The sequence below is a fragment of the Nocardia sp. NPDC050713 genome, assembly GCF_040654315.1.
Classification (GTDB): domain Bacteria; phylum Actinomycetota; class Actinomycetes; order Mycobacteriales; family Mycobacteriaceae; genus Nocardia.
The window spans coordinates 42,411-59,459 of sequence record NZ_JBFAHS010000021.1; the positions used below are offsets into that span (position 1 = coordinate 42,411).

Annotated in this window: 14 protein-coding genes and 1 pseudogene; 4 read left to right on the forward strand and 11 right to left on the reverse strand. The window is 69.6% G+C overall.

Annotated features, from left to right (window positions below; genetic code table 11):
- Positions 1–36: 36 nt before the first annotated feature.
- Positions 37–3,717: a nitrate reductase subunit alpha gene (locus AB0H49_RS30495; RefSeq protein WP_355003964.1), complete on the reverse strand. Its 3,681-nt coding sequence runs from the start codon at positions 3,715–3,717 to the stop codon at positions 37–39.
- 554 nt (positions 3,718–4,271) lie between these two features.
- Between AB0H49_RS30495 and AB0H49_RS30500 the strand changes: the two are divergent.
- From AB0H49_RS30500 to AB0H49_RS30515, 4 genes and pseudogenes are all read left to right on the forward strand, one after another.
- Positions 4,272–4,370: pseudogene (locus AB0H49_RS30500) on the forward strand (DUF1905 domain-containing protein); the annotation flags it as partial.
- Between the two features lie 110 nt (positions 4,371–4,480).
- Complete coding sequence (locus AB0H49_RS30505; protein ID WP_357256302.1) at positions 4,481–4,633, forward strand: YdeI/OmpD-associated family protein; 153 nt, start codon at positions 4,481–4,483, stop codon at positions 4,631–4,633.
- Positions 4,634–5,060: 427 nt separating this feature from the next.
- Positions 5,061–5,906 carry a helix-turn-helix transcriptional regulator gene (locus AB0H49_RS30510; protein WP_355003916.1) on the forward strand — a complete coding sequence of 282 codons (846 nt, stop codon included), beginning with the start codon at positions 5,061–5,063 and terminating at the stop codon, positions 5,904–5,906.
- Positions 5,907–6,335: 429 nt separating this feature from the next.
- The gene (locus AB0H49_RS30515) at positions 6,336–7,277 is read left to right on the forward strand and encodes a hypothetical protein (protein ID WP_355003915.1); all 942 of its coding nucleotides are present in this window, start codon (positions 6,336–6,338) and stop codon (positions 7,275–7,277) included.
- 60 nt (positions 7,278–7,337) lie between these two features.
- On the opposite strand, the gene mtnC is transcribed toward AB0H49_RS30515, so the two are convergent.
- From mtnC to AB0H49_RS30565, 10 genes are all read right to left on the reverse strand, one after another.
- Positions 7,338–8,021, reverse strand: coding sequence for an acireductone synthase (gene mtnC / locus AB0H49_RS30520; protein ID WP_355003914.1), 684 nt, complete (start codon positions 8,019–8,021; stop codon positions 7,338–7,340).
- A complete protein-coding gene (locus AB0H49_RS30525; protein WP_355003913.1) occupies positions 8,018–8,593 on the reverse strand; it encodes a cupin in 576 nt (191 codons plus the stop codon). The genes mtnC and AB0H49_RS30525 overlap by 4 nt, the downstream gene beginning before the upstream one ends.
- Positions 8,590–10,257 (reverse strand): S-methyl-5-thioribose-1-phosphate isomerase, encoded by a 1,668-nt coding sequence (mtnA, locus tag AB0H49_RS30530; RefSeq protein WP_357256261.1) that lies wholly within the window; start codon positions 10,255–10,257, stop codon positions 8,590–8,592. The genes AB0H49_RS30525 and mtnA overlap by 4 nt, the downstream gene beginning before the upstream one ends.
- 79 nt (positions 10,258–10,336) lie before the next feature.
- Entirely contained in the window at positions 10,337–10,684 is a 348-nt protein-coding gene (locus AB0H49_RS30535; protein WP_357256262.1) for a DUF1330 domain-containing protein, read from the reverse strand.
- A gap of 129 nt (positions 10,685–10,813) precedes the next feature.
- Complete coding sequence (locus tag AB0H49_RS30540) at positions 10,814–12,739, reverse strand: sulfatase-like hydrolase/transferase (protein ID WP_357256263.1); 1,926 nt, start codon at positions 12,737–12,739, stop codon at positions 10,814–10,816.
- A 157-nt stretch (positions 12,740–12,896) separates the two neighbouring features.
- Positions 12,897–13,061, reverse strand: coding sequence for a hypothetical protein (locus AB0H49_RS30545; RefSeq protein ID WP_157107903.1), 165 nt, complete (start codon positions 13,059–13,061; stop codon positions 12,897–12,899).
- A 122-nt stretch (positions 13,062–13,183) separates the two neighbouring features.
- On the reverse strand, positions 13,184–14,923 hold the full coding sequence (locus tag AB0H49_RS30550) for an NTP transferase domain-containing protein (protein WP_357256264.1): 1,740 nt from the start codon (positions 14,921–14,923) through the stop codon (positions 13,184–13,186).
- A 101-nt stretch (positions 14,924–15,024) separates the two neighbouring features.
- Entirely contained in the window at positions 15,025–15,774 is a 750-nt protein-coding gene (locus AB0H49_RS30555; protein ID WP_357256265.1) for a VOC family protein, read from the reverse strand.
- 9 nt (positions 15,775–15,783) lie between these two features.
- Positions 15,784–16,104 (reverse strand): MGMT family protein, encoded by a 321-nt coding sequence (locus AB0H49_RS30560; RefSeq protein WP_355003907.1) that lies wholly within the window; start codon positions 16,102–16,104, stop codon positions 15,784–15,786.
- Between the two features lie 12 nt (positions 16,105–16,116).
- Positions 16,117–16,893 carry an alpha/beta hydrolase gene (locus AB0H49_RS30565; protein ID WP_357256266.1) on the reverse strand — a complete coding sequence of 259 codons (777 nt, stop codon included), beginning with the start codon at positions 16,891–16,893 and terminating at the stop codon, positions 16,117–16,119.
- Between the last annotated feature and the right edge of the window lie 156 nt (positions 16,894–17,049).

The window sequence follows — 17,049 nt, forward strand, 5'->3', positions numbered from 1 at the left end:
AATCGGACAGAGCGTCGGCACCTCGTCGGGCTCATGTCAGTACTCCACTTTCTGGGACCGCTTGCGAATAGTCGTCACTTCGTCGCGCTGGTTACCCGTGGGGCCGTGGTAGTTCAGCGCGAAGGACTGCTGCGCGTACCCGCCGATGAGATGCGAGGGCTTGATCATGATCCGGGTGAGCGCGTTGTGGATACCGCCGCGTTTGCCGCGCGCGTCGTTCACCTCGGGGGTGCCCTCGATGCGCGGCACGTCCACCGCGCGGTCCTGCGCGTGGTACATGAACACGGTGCCCTCCGGCATGCGGTGCGAGACGATGGCGCGCGCGACCACGATGCCGTTGCGGTTGATCGCCTCGATCCAATCGTTGTCGGCCACACCGATCTTCGCGGCGTCCTTGTCCGACATCCAGATCGACTGACCGCCGCGCGAGAGCGTCAGCATGTGCAGGTTGTCCTGGTAGGCGGAGTGGATCGACCACTTCGAGTGCGGCGTCAGATATCTGACCGTGACGCCCTTCTCGGTCACCGAACCCACGCCGGGCTCGCTGAACAGTGCGGTCATGTCCAGCGGCGGCCGGAAGATCGGCAGCTGTTCGCCGAGCTCGATCATCCAGTCGTGGTCGAGGTAGAAGTGCTGGCGTCCGGTCAGGGTGTGCCAGGGCTTGAGCCGTTCGGTGTTGATGGTGAACGGCGAGTACCTGCGTCCGCCGGTCTCGCTGCCCGACCACTCCGGCGAGGTGATCACCGGCACCGGCCGAGCCTGAGTGTCGGCGAAGGTGATTCGCTTGCCCTCGTGCTCGGCGGCCAGGTCGGCGAGCTTCGTGCCGGTGCGATGCTCCAGCTCCTCGAAGCCCTCCACGGCGAGGCGGCCGTTGGTGGTGCCCGACAGCGCGAGGATGGCCTCGGCCGCGTGGGTGTCCTTGGCCAGCGACGGACGGCCCTGCGCCACACCGGAAACCACGGTGCCGTTCATGCCCGCGAGGTACTCGACCTCGACGTTCGGGTGGGTGGTCACGCCCTTGGTGGTGACGCCGAGGGTGTCGACCAGCGGCCCGAGCGCGGCCATCTTCTCGGCCACCTTCGGGTAGTCGCGTTCGACCACCACCAGCTTCGGCATGGTCTTGCCCGGAATCGGTTCGCAGTCACCGGCTTTCCAGTCCAGCACGCGGCCGCCCGCCTGCGCCATGGCGTCCGCCGAGTCGTGTTGCAGCGGCACCGCGACGATGTCCTTGCGCTTGCCGAGGTGCTTCTCGGCCATCCAGGAGAAGCCGCGGGCGATCCGGTGGAACGCGTCGAAGTCGGTCTTGGCCTCCCATGGCGGCGAGATGGCCGGGGAGAACGCGTGCACGAACGGGTGCATGTCGGTGGAGGAGAGATCGTGCTTCTCGTACCAGGTGGCCGCGGGCAGCACGATGTCGGAGAACAGCGTGGTACTCGTCATCCGGAAGTCCAGGGAGAGCAGCAGATCCAGCTTTCCGGTCGCCGCCTCGTCCCGCCAGACCAGCTCCTGCGGCCGCACCCCGGTCGCCTCGCCCGCCTGGAGGTTGGAGTCCGCGCCGAGCAGGTGCTTGTGGAAGTACTCGTTGCCCTTGCCGGAGGAGCCGAGCAGGTTGGCGCGCCAGACCGTCAGGCAGCGCGGGAAATTCTCCGGCGCGTCGGGGTCCTCGCAGGCGAAGCGCAGGTCGTCGGACTTCAGGCCCGCGACGACGTGCTCGGCGGGCGTCGTGCCCGCGGCCTCGGCCTCGTCCACGAGATCGAGCGGGTTGCGGTTGAAGGTCGGGTAGCTCGGCATCCAGCCCAGCCTGCTGGCCAGGGCGATGTTGTCGGCCGCGGTGCGGCCCTCGAACACGCCCTTGCCGAGCGGCGAGGAGAACGACTCGGCGGTGAACGGGTCGTAGCGCCACTGGTCGTTGGTCAGATACCAGAACACGGTGCCCTGCATCTGGCGCGGCGGACGCTGCCAGTCCAGCCCGAAAGCCAAAGTGGCCCAGCCGGTCACCGGACGACACTTCTCCTGGCCGACGTAATGCGCCCAGCCGCCGCCGTTCACGCCCTGGCAGCCGGTGAGCAGTGTCAGGGTGAAGAAGGCGCGGTAGATCTGGTCGGAGTGGAACCAGTGGTTGGTGCCAGCGCCCATCAGGATCATCGAGCGACCGCCGGAACGGTCGGCGTTGTCGGCGAATTCGCGCGCGATGCGCTCGGCCTGCTTGGCCGGGACGCCGGTGATGGTCTCCTGCCAGGCAGGCGTGTAGGGGGTGGAGGCGTCGTCGTAACCGGTCGGCCATTCACCGGGCAGTCCGTCGCGCCCGACGCCGTACTGCGCGAGCAGCAGGTCGAACACGGTGGTCACGCGCTTGCCCGCGACGGTCACCGTCGGCACGCCGCGCAGCAGCACGCCCGCCTTGTCGGTGTCGAAGCGCGGCAGTCGCACCGCGACCGGCTGATTGCCCTCCGCGCCGTACAGACTCAGCAGCGGATCGACGTCGCCGAGGTCCAGGTTCCACTTGCCCGCGTCGCCCTCGGTGAAGCGGTGGCCGAGAGAACCGTTGGGCACCACGGGGTTTCCGGAGTTGTCGAGCAGCACGGGCTTGTGCTCCGCGGCTTCGACGGACTCGCCGAGATCGGCGGCGGTGAGGAACTTGCCCGCCAGCGCGCCGTCGTGGTGGTACACGCCCTCGGCGTCCCAGCCCTCAGGGTCGTCCAGGCAGACCAGGTACGGCAGGTCGGTGTAGCGCTTGACGTAGTCGAGGAACCGCGGGGTGTCGCGCTGGAGGAAGAACTCCTTCAGGATCACGTGCCCCATCGACATGGCAAGCGCCGCATCGGTTCCCGGGCGCGCGGGCACCCACTCGTCGGCGAACTTGGTGTTGTCGGCGTAGTCGGGGGAGACCACGACCACCTTCTGACCGCGGTAGCGGGCCTCGGTCATGTAGTGCGCGTCCGGCGTCCTGGTGACGGGCACGTTGGAGCCCCACATGATCAGATAGCCCGCGTCGAACCAGTCGGCCGATTCCGGCACGTCGGTCTGGTCGCCGAACACCTGCGGCGAGGCGACGGGCAGGTCGGCGTACCAGTCGTAGAACGACAGCATCGACCCGCCGAGCAGCGAGATGAACCGGGCGCCGACGGCGTGGCTGACCATCGACATGGCCGGAATGGGCGAGAAGCCCGCGACCCGGTCGGGCCCGTAGCGCTTGATGGTGTGCACGTGCGCGGCGGCGGCGATCTCGGCGGCCTCCCACCATTCGGCGCGCACGAAACCGCCCTTGCCGCGGGCGGATTTGTACTTCTTGGCCTTCGCCGGGTCCTCCACAATGGATTCCCAGGCCAGCACGGGATCCTTGAGCTGGGCCTTGGCCTCGCGGTACAGCTCCAGCAGCGCGCCGCGCACGTATGGGTAACGCACCCGCGCGGGCGAGTAGGTATACCAGGAGAAGGACGCGCCGCGCGGGCAGCCGCGCGGTTCGTACTCGGGCTTGTCCGCGCCGACCGAGGGGTAGTCGGTCTGCTGCGACTCCCAGGTGATCACGCCGTCCTTGACGTAGATCTTCCACGAGCACGAGCCCGTGCAGTTCACGCCGTGCGTGGAGCGCACCACCTTGTCGTGCGCCCAGCGGTCGCGATAGAAGTCGTCGGCGCCGCGGCCGCCGACTTTGTGCAGGCTGCGTTGGTCCGAGGAGACCTCGCCGCGCTGAAAGTATTTGCCCAGCCGGAGCAATGCGTCACCGGCGTCGGAGGAAAGCGGGCCCGCCTGATCGGAGGGTGCCGAAACATGAGTGCGTGAGTTAACCACGACGCCCCCTTCGAGCTGTGAAATCGGGCTGTTGCACCGACTGTAAGGAGGTGAAGACGCGCGGCCAAACGATTCTCTCACAGCGCGCGGAGGCGGTCTGTGAGTTGTGAGGTCGCGGCAACGTGCCGGTCACTGGACGGTTGCAACCGACCTTCGGTGACATTCACGTGACCTGGGCCGATGCGGGCTGACCGGCCGAAATGCGGCATCGGGCAGGCGTTTCGGGGCCTTGCCGGTGAAGCTTTCGAAACCGGGGGTTCTCGGGCGGTTTACAATCGTTAACACAACCCGCAGGGGTGTTCGAGGCCGAATTGTGGCGCCGCCCACTGCCCACGTGGCTACCATGCCGGACCCCGATTCGTCCAGACCCGTGTGATTCGCCATTCGTTTGCCGCGAATCGGCGGCCGTCCGGCGCCTCGCGATTGCCCTGCGCGTAGGCGGCGATTCGAGGCCGAAATCGAGGGGCGCCTACATCGCGGTGCCCGCCGAGGTCGTCGCCGCGCTCGGCGGCGGAGGACGGATCCCGGTCGAGGCCGGCTTCGACGGCATCGCCTACACCGGCTCCCTCGTCTCGATGGGCGGCGGCCCGTGCCCCGGCATGCTGAAGGCGATCCGCGAGCGGCTCGGCAAGGCGCCCGCGACGCCGTATCGGTCACCGTGCGTCGCGACACCGAACGGACGGTCGAGGTGCCCGAGGATCTCGCGGCGGCGTTGGCCGCGGCGGGCGCGCGTCCCGCCTCCTGTTCGCGACGCCGTCAGCTCGTCGGTGCGATCGAATCGGCAAAGCGCCCGGAGACACGCGCGAAGCGAATCGATGCGGCGGTCGCCGCGGCGGGGTGAGGCGCGTCGTCGGGCGTCGGCGATTCGCGAATCCGATTCGCCAATTATTTTGGGCAACAGCGGGCATGGCGAATAGGAACCGACCGGTCGGATAGAGCGACGTACGTGCGCGCATTCGAATAGTCGGTCGTGCGTCTACGTGTCAGACGGTCGGGCGCGCGGCATTGCGAATGGCTCTGGCGGAGGTTGCTTTTCGCCTCTCGAGAGATTGCCGAAATGTAACCATGACACATGCGTGGTGTGGAATATAAAGAAGGTATATCAGTTAATATCGTCCGCTATGAGCAACCGCTCGGATCGTCGACGATTGGGGCCGTGCGCAACGGCATCGCGGCCTCGGCGCCGCGAACGCGAGAGATTCGGCAGCGCTGCCACTTGGAAGTAGCCAACTGGTTGATACATCTACGGTTCATAGGAGCGAATAGCTGTGTCACGCAAGTCGACCGAAGCCGGGCCGGGTGATCTCCTGCGACCGCCGACCTTCGGCGGGTTGTTGCGGAGGTTCCGCGACGACCGGCGGGTCTCCCGGGAAAAGCTGGCATTCGCAGCGGGGGTGAGTTCCAGCTACATCACGCACTTGGAGGGTGGCGACCGCGCCCACCCGACGAAAGTGGTGGTCGAAGCGCTCATCGGATACCTGCACCAGATCGCGCCGCTCTCCGACGCCGAGCGCAGACACCTGTTCGACCTGGCCGGGCTGGCCGACGCCTCGGCCCCGACGGTCGCGGAGTTGCGTGCCCAGATCACCCAGGACATGCGCGACGGCCTCGCGGTGCACGAGCCGAACGCGGCGGGCTATCTCGACACCCGGTGGAACGTTTTGTCCTGCAACGACGCCTACACCGCGGTCTTTCCCGGCTTGGTCGAGGACGTGAACATCCTGCGGTGGTTCTTCGGCAACGAGGTGTCCAAGCGGGTGATGGTCGAGTGGGAGCGGGAGGCCGCGCTCACCGTGGACTGGCTGCGCGGACTCATCGGGCAGTCCGCTGGCGCCGACTGGTCCACCGAATTGCTCGCCGAACTCGGCCGATATCCGGAATTCCGCCGGATGTGGGCGGCCGGGGGAACCGCATACGGCCGGGAAAGTCCGCGAATGCTGCTCCGCGATATCGAAACAGGGAAGCCCTTCAGTCTGGACGTGCAGCTGTTCCGGGTCGATTCGGGAAGTCACCCGGGCCGGATCCAATTCTTCCTCGGTATCCGCACTACCGACCGTCCGGCGCGGTCCGGTCTCGCCGACCGGGCCGCGGTCAACGGATCCCTCCGCAGGTAGACCGACGTAAAACTTAGCGGCAGAGCGGTTTTCGTTGCGGAACGCACCGCGTGGCATCGCCCTGCGCGCGCATGTCGGCCCGTCGAGGCGGCGGCCGCCGGTGCGGCGCCGTGCTCGCTCGTGCGCGAAAACCCCTGGGGTAGCGCCTTTTCGGACGAAAGCCATGGGTAGACGGTACCGTGCGGGCTACGCTGTCGAAATGCGTTGCGGGGGATATGCCGATGCCCCATTGCGGGTACCGACTCCGCGGTACTTTCACTGGTCGGTGTGGGTACCTCACAGGGTGCGCGGGAAGTTCTACTTCGTCTGGACAACGGTTGGGGAAACGTATTTGATCCGTTTATCGGCACGGTCGGGCAATTAGTTGCGACACTGTGCCTCGATCTCGGAAGACAACGGATTGCGTGAACATTGCGGGAGTGAGTGCTCATGGTCGACGTCATCGGTTTGATACCGCATATCTCGCTGGCGGCCGCCGCGAACTGCGCGAACGGGACGTTCGCGGTCTGCGGAGACGAGGGTCGCGCGCTGTGGTACGGACCGTTCATCGACGGCGACGCCGATCATCCACACGGCGATCGGTGCGCGGGCGCGATGGCCGCCGCGAACCGGGCGGTGTGGCTGGCCGGACGTGCTCGCGCCGACGCGGGCCACGCCGAGGCCACCCTGCATCTCACCGTGACCGAACCGGACATCGACATCGTCACCCTCGCCTGCACCGCGTCCATCTCCGGTCTCGTGCTCGATCTGATCTGCTCGGAAGACAATCCGGCGCTGGACTGGTGCCAGGTCTTCGGCAGCCTGGACTGGAATCCGGGCGCGCTTGTCAGCCTGGTCGACAGCGAATCCCAGGACCAGGCGCCCGGCCGACATCTACGCGCCGTCGACACCCCTACGAACAACGACATCGAGGAAGGGTTGCCCATGATCCGCGACGCAGGAGACATCGGTTCGATCGGTGGGAAGCAGGCGGTCGATCCCGGCGTGGAGTTGCGCGCCGCGCTCGAGGCGCTGCTGCTGCACGACGCCGTCGGACTCGATGCCAAGATGCGCCACGCGATCGCCGCGACGGTGCATCTCGCGGTGGACACCCCGCACGGCCCGCCGGAGGACGCCGAGGAGTTCCTCGGCAGGCTGGACGCGGGCTGGCTGCTCGCCGCGTGGGCCGGGCACGACACCGAGATGTCGCTCATCGCCACCCTGGCCGCGGGTGACGTGCCCGCGCTGTCCTGGTGCGAACTGATGTTCACCACCGCGCTCGCGCCGTGGTCGACCAGTCCCGTCGCGGTGCACGCGCGGCGGATCTTCGCGACGGTCCAGCACGGCCGCATCGGCGCCGTGCGTCCGCAGGTGCGCGTGTCCGGAGCCTGACACTCGGCGCACGACCGAAGCGGCGGGCTCGGATCCGGGCGGTATAGCCCGGTCCGGGGCTCAGGCGAGATCGATCTCGGCGAAAGAGCCGATCCACCGGTGCGGCGGGCGCGGCGGATTGGGTTCGCCGGGCCGGTGCACGCCGATGGCCGACCAGCCCGCCGCGACGGCCGCGTCGAGTTCGTCCGGGTGGTCCGAGAGGAACAGGATCTCGGCCGCGGGCACGCCGATCGCCCCGGCGATCTTGTCGTAGGACGCGGCTTCGCGCTTCGGGCCCGCGGTGGACAGGTCGAAGTATCCGCTGATCAGCGAGCCGAGCTCGCCGCCGCGCGCGAAGTCGAACCAATCACGCTGGTTGCGCACCGAACCCGAGGAGTACACGTACAGCGTCAGCCCGGCGGCCTTCCAGTCCGTCAGCGCGGGCGCGACATCGGGGAAGAACTCGCCGTGCAGCGCCCCGCTGCGGAAACCCTCGTGGCAGATCAAGCCCTGCGCGGTCTTCAGCGGCTCGGCCTTGACGTCCGAGCCGAGCCAGCCGCGCAAGATCTCGGCCACCTCGGCGATATCCGCGTCCGGACGTCCGGCCAGTTCCCTGGCGCCCGCGAGGACCGGCGCCGCCGCGTCGGCGCTGTTGTCGGCGAGCCACTGCGGCAGCCGGTCCCTGGTGTAGCCGTACAGGTCCTCCCGCACGGAACTGGTCGGGCTCGTGGTGCCCTCGATGTCGAGGACGATCGCGCTGGTCACGAGGCGGTGAGCAGCTCGTCGAGGGTGGGGAAGCCCTCGCTGATCCGGTCGCCGGTGAAGTCGCCGATCCAGCCGTCCTCCTCCTCGAAGAAGCGGATCGCGATGAAATCGGGGCGGGTACCCATGTCGAACCAGTGCAGCGTGCCCGCCGGGACCGAGAGCAGATCGCCGCCCTCGCAGACCACCGCGAGCACCTCCTCGCCCAGGTGCAGATAGAAGCAGCCGCGGCCGGCGGCGAAGTAGCGCACCTCGTCCTCGGCGTGCCGGTGCTCGTTCAGGAACTTCTCCCTGGCGCCCTTGGCGATGGCGGGCCACTCGGGGTTCGCGTCGTCGGGGTGGATACGCGCGATATCGATGTGCTTGTAGCGGCCGGCGGCGTTCAGCTCGGCGACCCGGTCGGCGTAGTGGGCGAGCAGGTCCTCCGAGGAGGTCGCGGCGGCCTCCGCGAGCGCGGGCCAGCGCTCGAACGCGATGCCGTGCGCGGCGAGTTCGGCGGCGATCACGGTGTCGTCGGTGGTCCGCACCCGCACGTCGGCGGCGTTGTCGGCGGCCATCACCTGGAGCAGGGTCATGTCAGTCCAATCTCGAGTGACTCGGCGGGCGTGGCGAAGGCGTGCCTGCGGCCGGTGCGAATCACCAGCTCGCACAGCGCCTCCAGGCATTCGGCGCGATCGCGCGCCCGGGAGAGATTCTCCCCCCAGGTGGTGATGCCGTGCCCGGCGATGCACAACACGGGTGGGGCGGCGGGGTTGTCGCGCAGATAGCGTTCGATGTCGGCGCCGATGCGCGAGACGTCGCGCCAATTGGGGAACACCGGGATATCGATCGCCGACGGGTCGGCGGAACCGAGCCCCTTGATGAGTTCGAAATCGGTGATGCGCAGGGTGGTTTCGCGCTCGGCCGCGCCCGCTTCGGTCGCCAGCGCGGTCGCGTACGGCGAGTGCACGTGCACGACGGCTCCGGCGTCGGTGGTGCGGTACACCGCGGTGTGAATGGTGGTCTCGGCGGACGGTTTCCGCCGCTGACCGGGCAGCGGCGCGGAATCCTCGACGGCGACGGTCACCATGTCCCCTGGGGTCAGCTCGCCCTTCGACAGCCCGCTGCCGGTGACCACGGCGGTCGCGCCGTCGCGCACCGAGAGGTTGCCCGCGGTGCCCGGCATCCAGCCGCGGCCGTAGAGTTCCCTCGCGATGTCGGCGAGCTCGGCGCGCGACGCCGAAACAGGCTCTGTCGCAGCATTGTTCGTACCGTGCACCACTCCGTGCTCGGTGACGACCGCCGTGACCAGCTCGCTCGGCGTGACGTCGAAGGCCGGGTTGAACACCTCGGTGTCCGCGGGAGCCGTCGCGACGCCGCCGAATCCGGTGACCTCGGCCGCGGCTCGCTCCTCCACGACGATGTCGCGGCCGGTGGCGGTGTTCGGGTCTCGCGTCGATTCCGGCGCCACCACGATGAACGGGATGCCGTGCCGGTGCGCGGCGAGGGCGACGGCGTAGGTGCCGATCTTGTTGGCCACGTCGCCGTTGGCGGTGACCCGGTCCGCGCCGACCAGTACGCAGTCGACCTGGCCGGTGGCCATCGCCCACGCGGCGGCCGAATCGATGGTCAGCCGGTGCGGAATGCCCGCCTCGGCCAGCTCCCACGCCGTCAGCCGCGCGCCCTGCAGCAGTGGCCGGGTCTCGTCGACCAGCACGTTCTCGATCGCGCCGCGCTCGGCGAGCACCCGTAGCGTGCCGATCGCGGTGCCGAACGCGCTGGTCGCCAGGCGGCCGGTGTTGCAGTGGGTGAGCACCCGCAGCGGGCGGTCCGCGCAGAGACGCTGGACCAGGTCGGCCGCGTGCGTGGCGGCGGCCCGGTTGACGCGGCCGTCCTCGGCGAGCATGTCCAGGGTTTCGGCGAGCACCGCGTCGGCTCCGGCCGGAATCCGGGTGCGGACCCGTTCGACGGCCCACGCCAGATTCACCGCGGTCGGTCGCGCGGCGGCGATGCGGTCGGCCTCGGCCCGCACCCGCGCCTCGTCCACCACACCGTCGACGGTGTGCGCGGCGGTCGCGATGACCACGCCGAACGCTCCCGCGATCCCGATCGCGGGAGCGCCGCGGATGGCCAGCGTCTTGATGGCCTCGATGATCTCGTCCACCGTGCCGAGGCGCAGCTCGCGCACCTCGTGCGGCAGCCCACGCTGGTCGATGGTGACCAGCGCACCGTCGTCCCAGACCAGGGAACTGTCGTCCATCAGGCGCATCCTTTGTCGCGAAGAGCTGCATTCTGCCTGGTAAACGGTATCCGACCGGGCCTGGCCGGCGACAATCGGCTCAGCGCTCGGCGGACTCGGCGCGCAGCTTCGCGGCCCGTTCGCGCGGGTCGTAGTCCGGCCCGACGCCCTCGACGAGCACCAGGTCGCCGTCGATGTGATCGGCTCGCAGGCGCAGGATAGCCTGGTATCCGGGCGAGTGGTACCAAGCCCGCGCCCGCGCCAGATCCGGGAACTCGATCAGCACCATGCTGCCGGGCCACTCGCCTTCCACCACCTCGGCCGGTGGTCCGTGAATCACGAACCGGCCTTCGAACGGGTCCAGGGTGGCCTGGATGCGTTCCAGGTATTCCAAGATCTCCGGGTGTGGACGGCGGCTGCGCAGGTGGGCGAAGCCATACGCGGACATGAACGGTCCCTTCGACGCGGCGGGCCGCTGCGTGGCGAGCGGTGCGCCGAACGTATCGCCGCCCGCGTCGCGCGTCGATTACCCGCGAGGTAATGGCCGGGCCCGGAAGGCGCTGTGCTGCCGCGCTTCTCATTCGGCGGCGAACTCCGCCTCGCGCTCCACCGCGTCGATGGTTTGTCGCGGTACCTGGATCGGGCCGGGTGTGTACGTGACCGCGCGCAGGTCGCCGGTGTAGCGGAACGGGCCGCGGCGCTCGCGCAGATCCCAGGACACCGGGCCGCGCGCGTCCACGCCGACGGAAATGCCGGTCCACGGCGACATGCCCACCAGCTGCACCCGGTCGCGCAGTTCGGCGCTCGGGCCGCCCGCGACCTCGACGCGGAAATCCCAGCGCAGCCTGGGCCGCACGGCGGCGGTGACGGTGATTCGCCGCACGCCGGGCGGGAGCGGTTCGGTGGCGGCCTCGGCGTAATCGCCATAGCTGTCGACGCCGAGCACGACCCGTCCGTCCTCGAGGTAGACCAGGTACCCGCCGAGCGGATCGCCGTGCGCGACCAGCACGCCCTCGTCTCCGGGCCGGTAGCCGCCCAGCTCCGCGGTGATCGCGAAGTCGCGGTAGGCGATCAACCTTTGCGAGCGGTAGCGCTCCAGCGTCGGAGTGCCCGGCAGCACACGCACCGGCGCGGCGAAGCGGGCCTCCTCGGGCCGCCGGATCGCGAGATCCTGACGGGTGAACAACGGGAAAACCGTGTTGGCCCAGGCCGATTCGTCCCACGCGGCGGCGAGCTCGGCCGCCTTCTCCGGATACAGCCCCGAAAGATCGTGCAGCTCGGTGGGATCCGCGCGGACGTCGAACAGCTGCCAGTTCGGCGCGTCGATGTCGGCGCCGGGTTCGTATAGCGACAGCAGCTTCCAGCCGTCCCGGTAGAAGCCGCGATGCCCGGTCATCTCCGAGTACTGCTCGGTGTGGCGGGTCCGCGCCGACGGGTCGCGCAGCAGCTCGGCGGCCGAGACGCCGTCGAAATCCTTGGCGGGCAGGCCGTTGCGCACGCTGGGCCGCACCAGCCCTGCCAGCTCCAGCAGAGTCGGAGCCAGGTCGGTGACGTAGGCGTACTCGTGACGGATGCCGTTGTCCGTCGCGGCGCGCGGCAGTCCCTCGGGCCACGACACGAGCAGCGGCACCCGGACGCCGCCCGCGAAGGTCTGGCCTTTGTAGAAGCGGAACGGTGTGTTGGAGGCCTGACCCCAGCCGCGCGGGTAGTGCACCCCGAGCCGTTCGGTGCCGATCAGCTCCTCGTCGTGCGGGACGTCGCCGATCCAGTCGGGGTCGTCGATGTGCGCGAACTCGGCGAAATAGCTGCGGGTGCCCTCTGGACCGCCCTCGGCGGTGCCGCCGTTGTCGGAGGTGAACACCACGATCGTGTTGTCCAGCTCGCCGAGCTGTTCGAGGGTGTCGAGGATGCGGCCGACGCTCTGGTCGATGCTGTCGACCATCGCGGCGTAGACCTCCATGTACCTGGCGAAGCGGCGGCGCTCGTCGTCGGTGAGCGAATTCCATTCGGCGGCTTCGTAACCCGGCTCGCGATGTGCCGCTGGGTTCATCGTGGCGTCGCGTACCAGATGCCACTTGCCCACCGCGTAGGTGGCATACCCGTTGTGGCGCAGGATCTCCGGCAGGGTAAGCACATCGTCGGCCAGCTCGAGCCGCAGTCCCGGGTAGCCGGGGTCGGCGTTGGCGACGAAGCCGAAACCGGCTCGATGAGCGTTGATTCCGGTCAGCAGCGAGGCGCGGGAGGGCGAGCAGAGCGGCGTGGTGTGGTAGTTGGTGAAGCGGATGCCATTGGCGGCCAGCCGATCCAGCGTCGGCGTCTCGATCTCGGAGCCGAACGGTCCGATGTCGCTGTACCCCATGTCGTCGACCAGCACCACGACGATGTTGGGCGCGTCCTGCGGCGCCGCGGGCGGGTAGGTCCACTCGGGGGTCGAGTCGGCAGTGGTGCGACCGACGGTGCCGCCGAAGGATTCGTAACCGCGCGCCGCGGGGTGAACAGCCATTTGCACAGTAGACGGCCGTAAAGCCGGAGCTGACCAGGGTTTGGCGCGACGTGCGCGGAACTCGTGCGCGGTAACACCCGAATGAATTAGTGAGCACTACGAAAAGAAAACCGCGTCTGCCGGTTCCGCAGAAACCGGCAGACGCAGTTCAAAGCATTCAGTTCTGGCCGTGACGCCGGTCCTGCTCCCGCTGGTCCTCGGGCATCCGGTCCCGCCCGGCTCGGTTCATGCCCCTCTGGTCCTGCTCCTGGCGCTGCTGTTGCTGCTGCCGCGGCATCTGCTTGGGCATTTTCTTAGGCGTTTTCTTCGACTTTTCAGCCATCTCCACTCGGTCCTTTCCGAAGTGATTTGATTTCGCCTAACGACAACACCATAGCGATCGCACATCACTCGAGGAAGGGGAAAGTGAAAATATGTCGAGACCCCCCGGTAGGTGGCCGATTTTCAGAACGGCAGAAGTAGGAATTCCACGGAAATGCCGTCGGATGCCTCGGCGGGGACGACGACGAGCCCGTCGCGGTCGACGAGACCGCCCAGATGGGCCGTGCGCACCGTCGGATCGCCGATCCAGCCCCCGGTCGGCGCGATGCGGGCGGGCACGATGCGGGTGACCGGTCCGGACACGTCGGCGGCATTGTGCAGCGGGCCGGTCAGCGGGCGGTCCTGGTGTGCGCCAGTGCGTCCCGCCACGATGGCGGGCACGAGCGCGAGCAGCGTGGCGACGGCCGCGAACGGATTCCCGGGCAGTCCGAGAATTGTTGTTCCGCTGGGAGTTTCGGCGACGATGGTGGACCCGCCCGGCCGTAGTCGCAAGCGCGGCACCAGCACTCGGGCCTCGGCGCGCGCGATCGCGCCGCGCAGTTGATCGGCCGCGCCGCCGCCCGTCGCGCCGACGATGACGAGCAGGTCGCAGTCGGTGGACGCGGCGAGGACCTCGTCGAAGCCGTTGGGTGTGTCGCGCAGGTGCACCCGGTCCACCGTCCGAATGCCCGACCCGGCAAGCAGATCCGGCAGGATCGGTCCGATCGAGTCTCTGGTCTGGCCGGCGCGCAGCGGGCCATCGCTCCGGATCTCGTCGCCGGTCATCACGACGCGTGCGCGGACGGGCCCGCGCACCACGGCCTCGGTGACCTCCACACTGGCGGCCGCCGAGATCAGCGCGGCGGTCACCCGTGTGCCCTCCGGCGCGACCAGGTCGCCCGGACCGCGGTCCTCGCCGCGGCGGCGGATGTCGTCGCGAATCGGCGTCTCCGGTATGCGGTGCAGGGTTTCGTCGGAGCCCACTCGGACGAACTCGTCACGGACCACGGTGGTGGTGCCGTCGGGCACGTGCGCGCCGGTGGCGATGCGCACCGCCTCACCCGGCAGCAGCCCGACCGGGCGCTGCCCGCCCGCGAAGCCGATGTCGCGGCGCAACCGCCACGGCCCGTCCCCGGCGACGGCGTACCCGTCCATCGCGGAGACGTCGAAGCGCGGCAGCGCCTCGGCCGCGGTGAGCGGCGCGGCCAGTGCGGCGCCGCGCACGCTCGGCAGGTCCGTCCGGTAGGGGGTGAGCCGGGTGAGGCCGTCGCGCAGCGTGTTTCGCGCCTCGTCGAGCGTCAGCGGTGTGGTGTCCGCGGCCCGCGCCCTGGCCCGGCGCACCTCGTCCTCGGTGTCGCAGTCGGCGATGCCGGACAGCCCGACGATCGCGGTGTCGGCGGGCACCAGCGCCTTCATCGGCTGGTTGATCAGCGAATCAAGCTCGGCGAGTGCGGCATTGAGCGCGGAGCGGCGCCAGACGCCGATCAGATACTGCGGGCGGCCGGACTCGTCCGCGGCGAACACCGCCTCGGCGCCGGATTCCGCTTCGTGCCTGAGCAATTCGGTGATCGTTCCCGGCGTCACGAAGGGCATGTCGGCGGCGAGCACCACCACCAGCGGCGCCCTGGAACCGGCGAGCGCGCGCAATCCGGCGTCGACCGCGGCCACCGGACCCGAGCCCGGCGGCACCTCGCGCACCTGCCGGATCTCCGGGTTCAGCTCCGGCCGGTGCGGCCCGACGACGACGGTGCGGCCGCGGCCCGCGACCGCGGCGAGCGCCGCGTCCAGCATCGACCGGCCGCCGATCACGATCGCGGGTTTGTCGACCCCGCCCATGCGGCTGGCCCGCCCGCCCGCGAGCACGATCGCGTCGGCGGCCGTCACCGGACGGGCTCCGCACCGAGGTACACCATGTCCGAAATGCTAATTCGGACGTGCTCCGGCAGGGGAACGCAGGCCGTCGCCGGGGCGATCCCGGCGGTAGCTCAGACGCGCGAGAGGTCCGTCGCTCGGCGCAGCAGGCAGAACTCGTTGGCCTCGGGATCGGCCAGCACGATGCCAGGGACGCCGCCGAACTCGCCCGCGTCGACCGGTGTGGCGCCCGCTTCGCGCAGCCGTGCCAGCTCGGCGGCGGGATCGTCGGTCGGGAACGCCGTCAGATCGAGGTGCAACCGGTTGCGTCCCTGCTTCGCGTCCTGGTTGCGGACGAACTCCAGCCAGGACCCGAGTCCCGTCGCCGAACGCAGACCCGCCAACCGCGGGCCGCAGTGCGCGACCGGCCAGCCCGAGGCGGTCGACCAGAACGCGGCGAGCCGCGCCGGATCCAGCGTGTCCACCACGATGGCCGCCACCGCGCCGGTGTCCACGTACTGCTCTCTCGGCTCGAGCACGCAGAACTCGTTGCCCTCGGGGTCGGCGAGCACCACCCACGGCACGCCGCCCTGACCGATGTCGACGTGCCGCGCGCCGAGCGCCAGCGCCCGGTCCACCTGGACCCGCTGGTGGTCCAGCGAGCGACTCGCCAGGTCGAGGTGCAGACGGTTCTTGCCGCTCTTCGCGGTGTGCGCGGGCAGGAAGGTCAGTGCGATGTCGAGGCCGTCCGGGTCGGGCGCGGCGACGTCGACCTCGTCGGGCCGGTCGACGGTCACCGACCAGCCCAGCAGCTGAGCCCAGAACTCCGCGACGACGCGCGGCCGCTGCGCATCGAAGACGACACACACCAGGCGGGTGGACATGATTCCACGTTAACGCCTTGGCGCATCCCGAACTTCGGGAAACCGGAAACGCGCCTCACGCAGATTCACCCTGCCGTCCTCGATCGGCACGTCCTCGGCGGCGAGCAGGCGCAACTGACGGTCGGCCAGATGCGCGGCGGGCTTGCCGCCTGCCCGGAGCACGCGGTGCCACGGCAGGTCGGCGGCGTCGGTGCGCATGATCCAGCCGACCGTGCGCGGGGTCGAGAGCCCGGCCGCCGCTGCGATGTCGCCGTAGGTGGCGACCATGCCGGGCGGAATGCTCGCGACGAGCTCGCGCACCAGCTCGATCTGCGCGTCGGAAGTCGGCACGGCGCATTCCCCCTAAAGCGCTGCGCGGATCAGGGCCGCGGTCTCGGCCGGACGCGCTTGCGCGACCATGTGGTCGCAGTCGAATTCGTGCACGGTCAGCCGCGGCCCGAGGTGGGCGGCCAGGGCCGCGCGGAACTCGGCCGTCACGAACGGCGGCTGCACCTTCATCGCCTGCACGAGCACCGTGGGCAGCTCGGCGGGCGGCAGCACGAACGCACGCGCCAGCTGACCCCAATAGGAGATGACGGCGGGCAGGCTCAGCCGCCAGCCGACCCTGCCGTTCTCGGTGGGCACCAGGTGCTCGGCCAGCTCCGCCTCCAGCAGCCGGGATTCGACGTCGTGCCAGGCGCTGGCGAGCTTGTCCCTGCGCGCGTGCTCGATGTCGGCGTAGTCGGGGTACTCGACGGTCCGCGCCGCGATGTCGGAGAGCAGGCCCGCGTCCTCCGCGATCGCGGGATCCAGCAGGACGAGCCCGCGCACCAGCTCCGGGTGCCGTGCGGCCAGGTGCACGCCGACCGCGCCGCCGAAGGAGTGGCCCACCACCAGCACCGGCCCGTCGGCCTCGGCGGCGAGCAGTTCGACGAGGTCGGCGACGATGGTCTCGAAATCCCACGGCGGCAGCGATGTCGACCGGCCGTGTCCGCGCAGGTCCGGCGCTACGACGCGGACCTCGGGCAGGTGCTCGGCGGCCAGCGCGGCCCAGCGGTGCCCGTGCCCGGTGAGCCCGTGCAGGGCGAGCACGGTCGGTCCCGAGGCGGGACCGAAGCGGTGAACGTGGAGAGTCGACACCGGGCCATTCTGTCGGGTGGGGCGCGGCACGTCATCCCGGACGGTGGTCGGCGGTGGTCGACGCCCCGGTGTCGCGGAGGTGGCCGTGACGTGGACAACGTCCGGCCGGAGCGGGCCTGCGGCGTGTCGGCCCCGTCTGTTGCAATAGCCGACGTG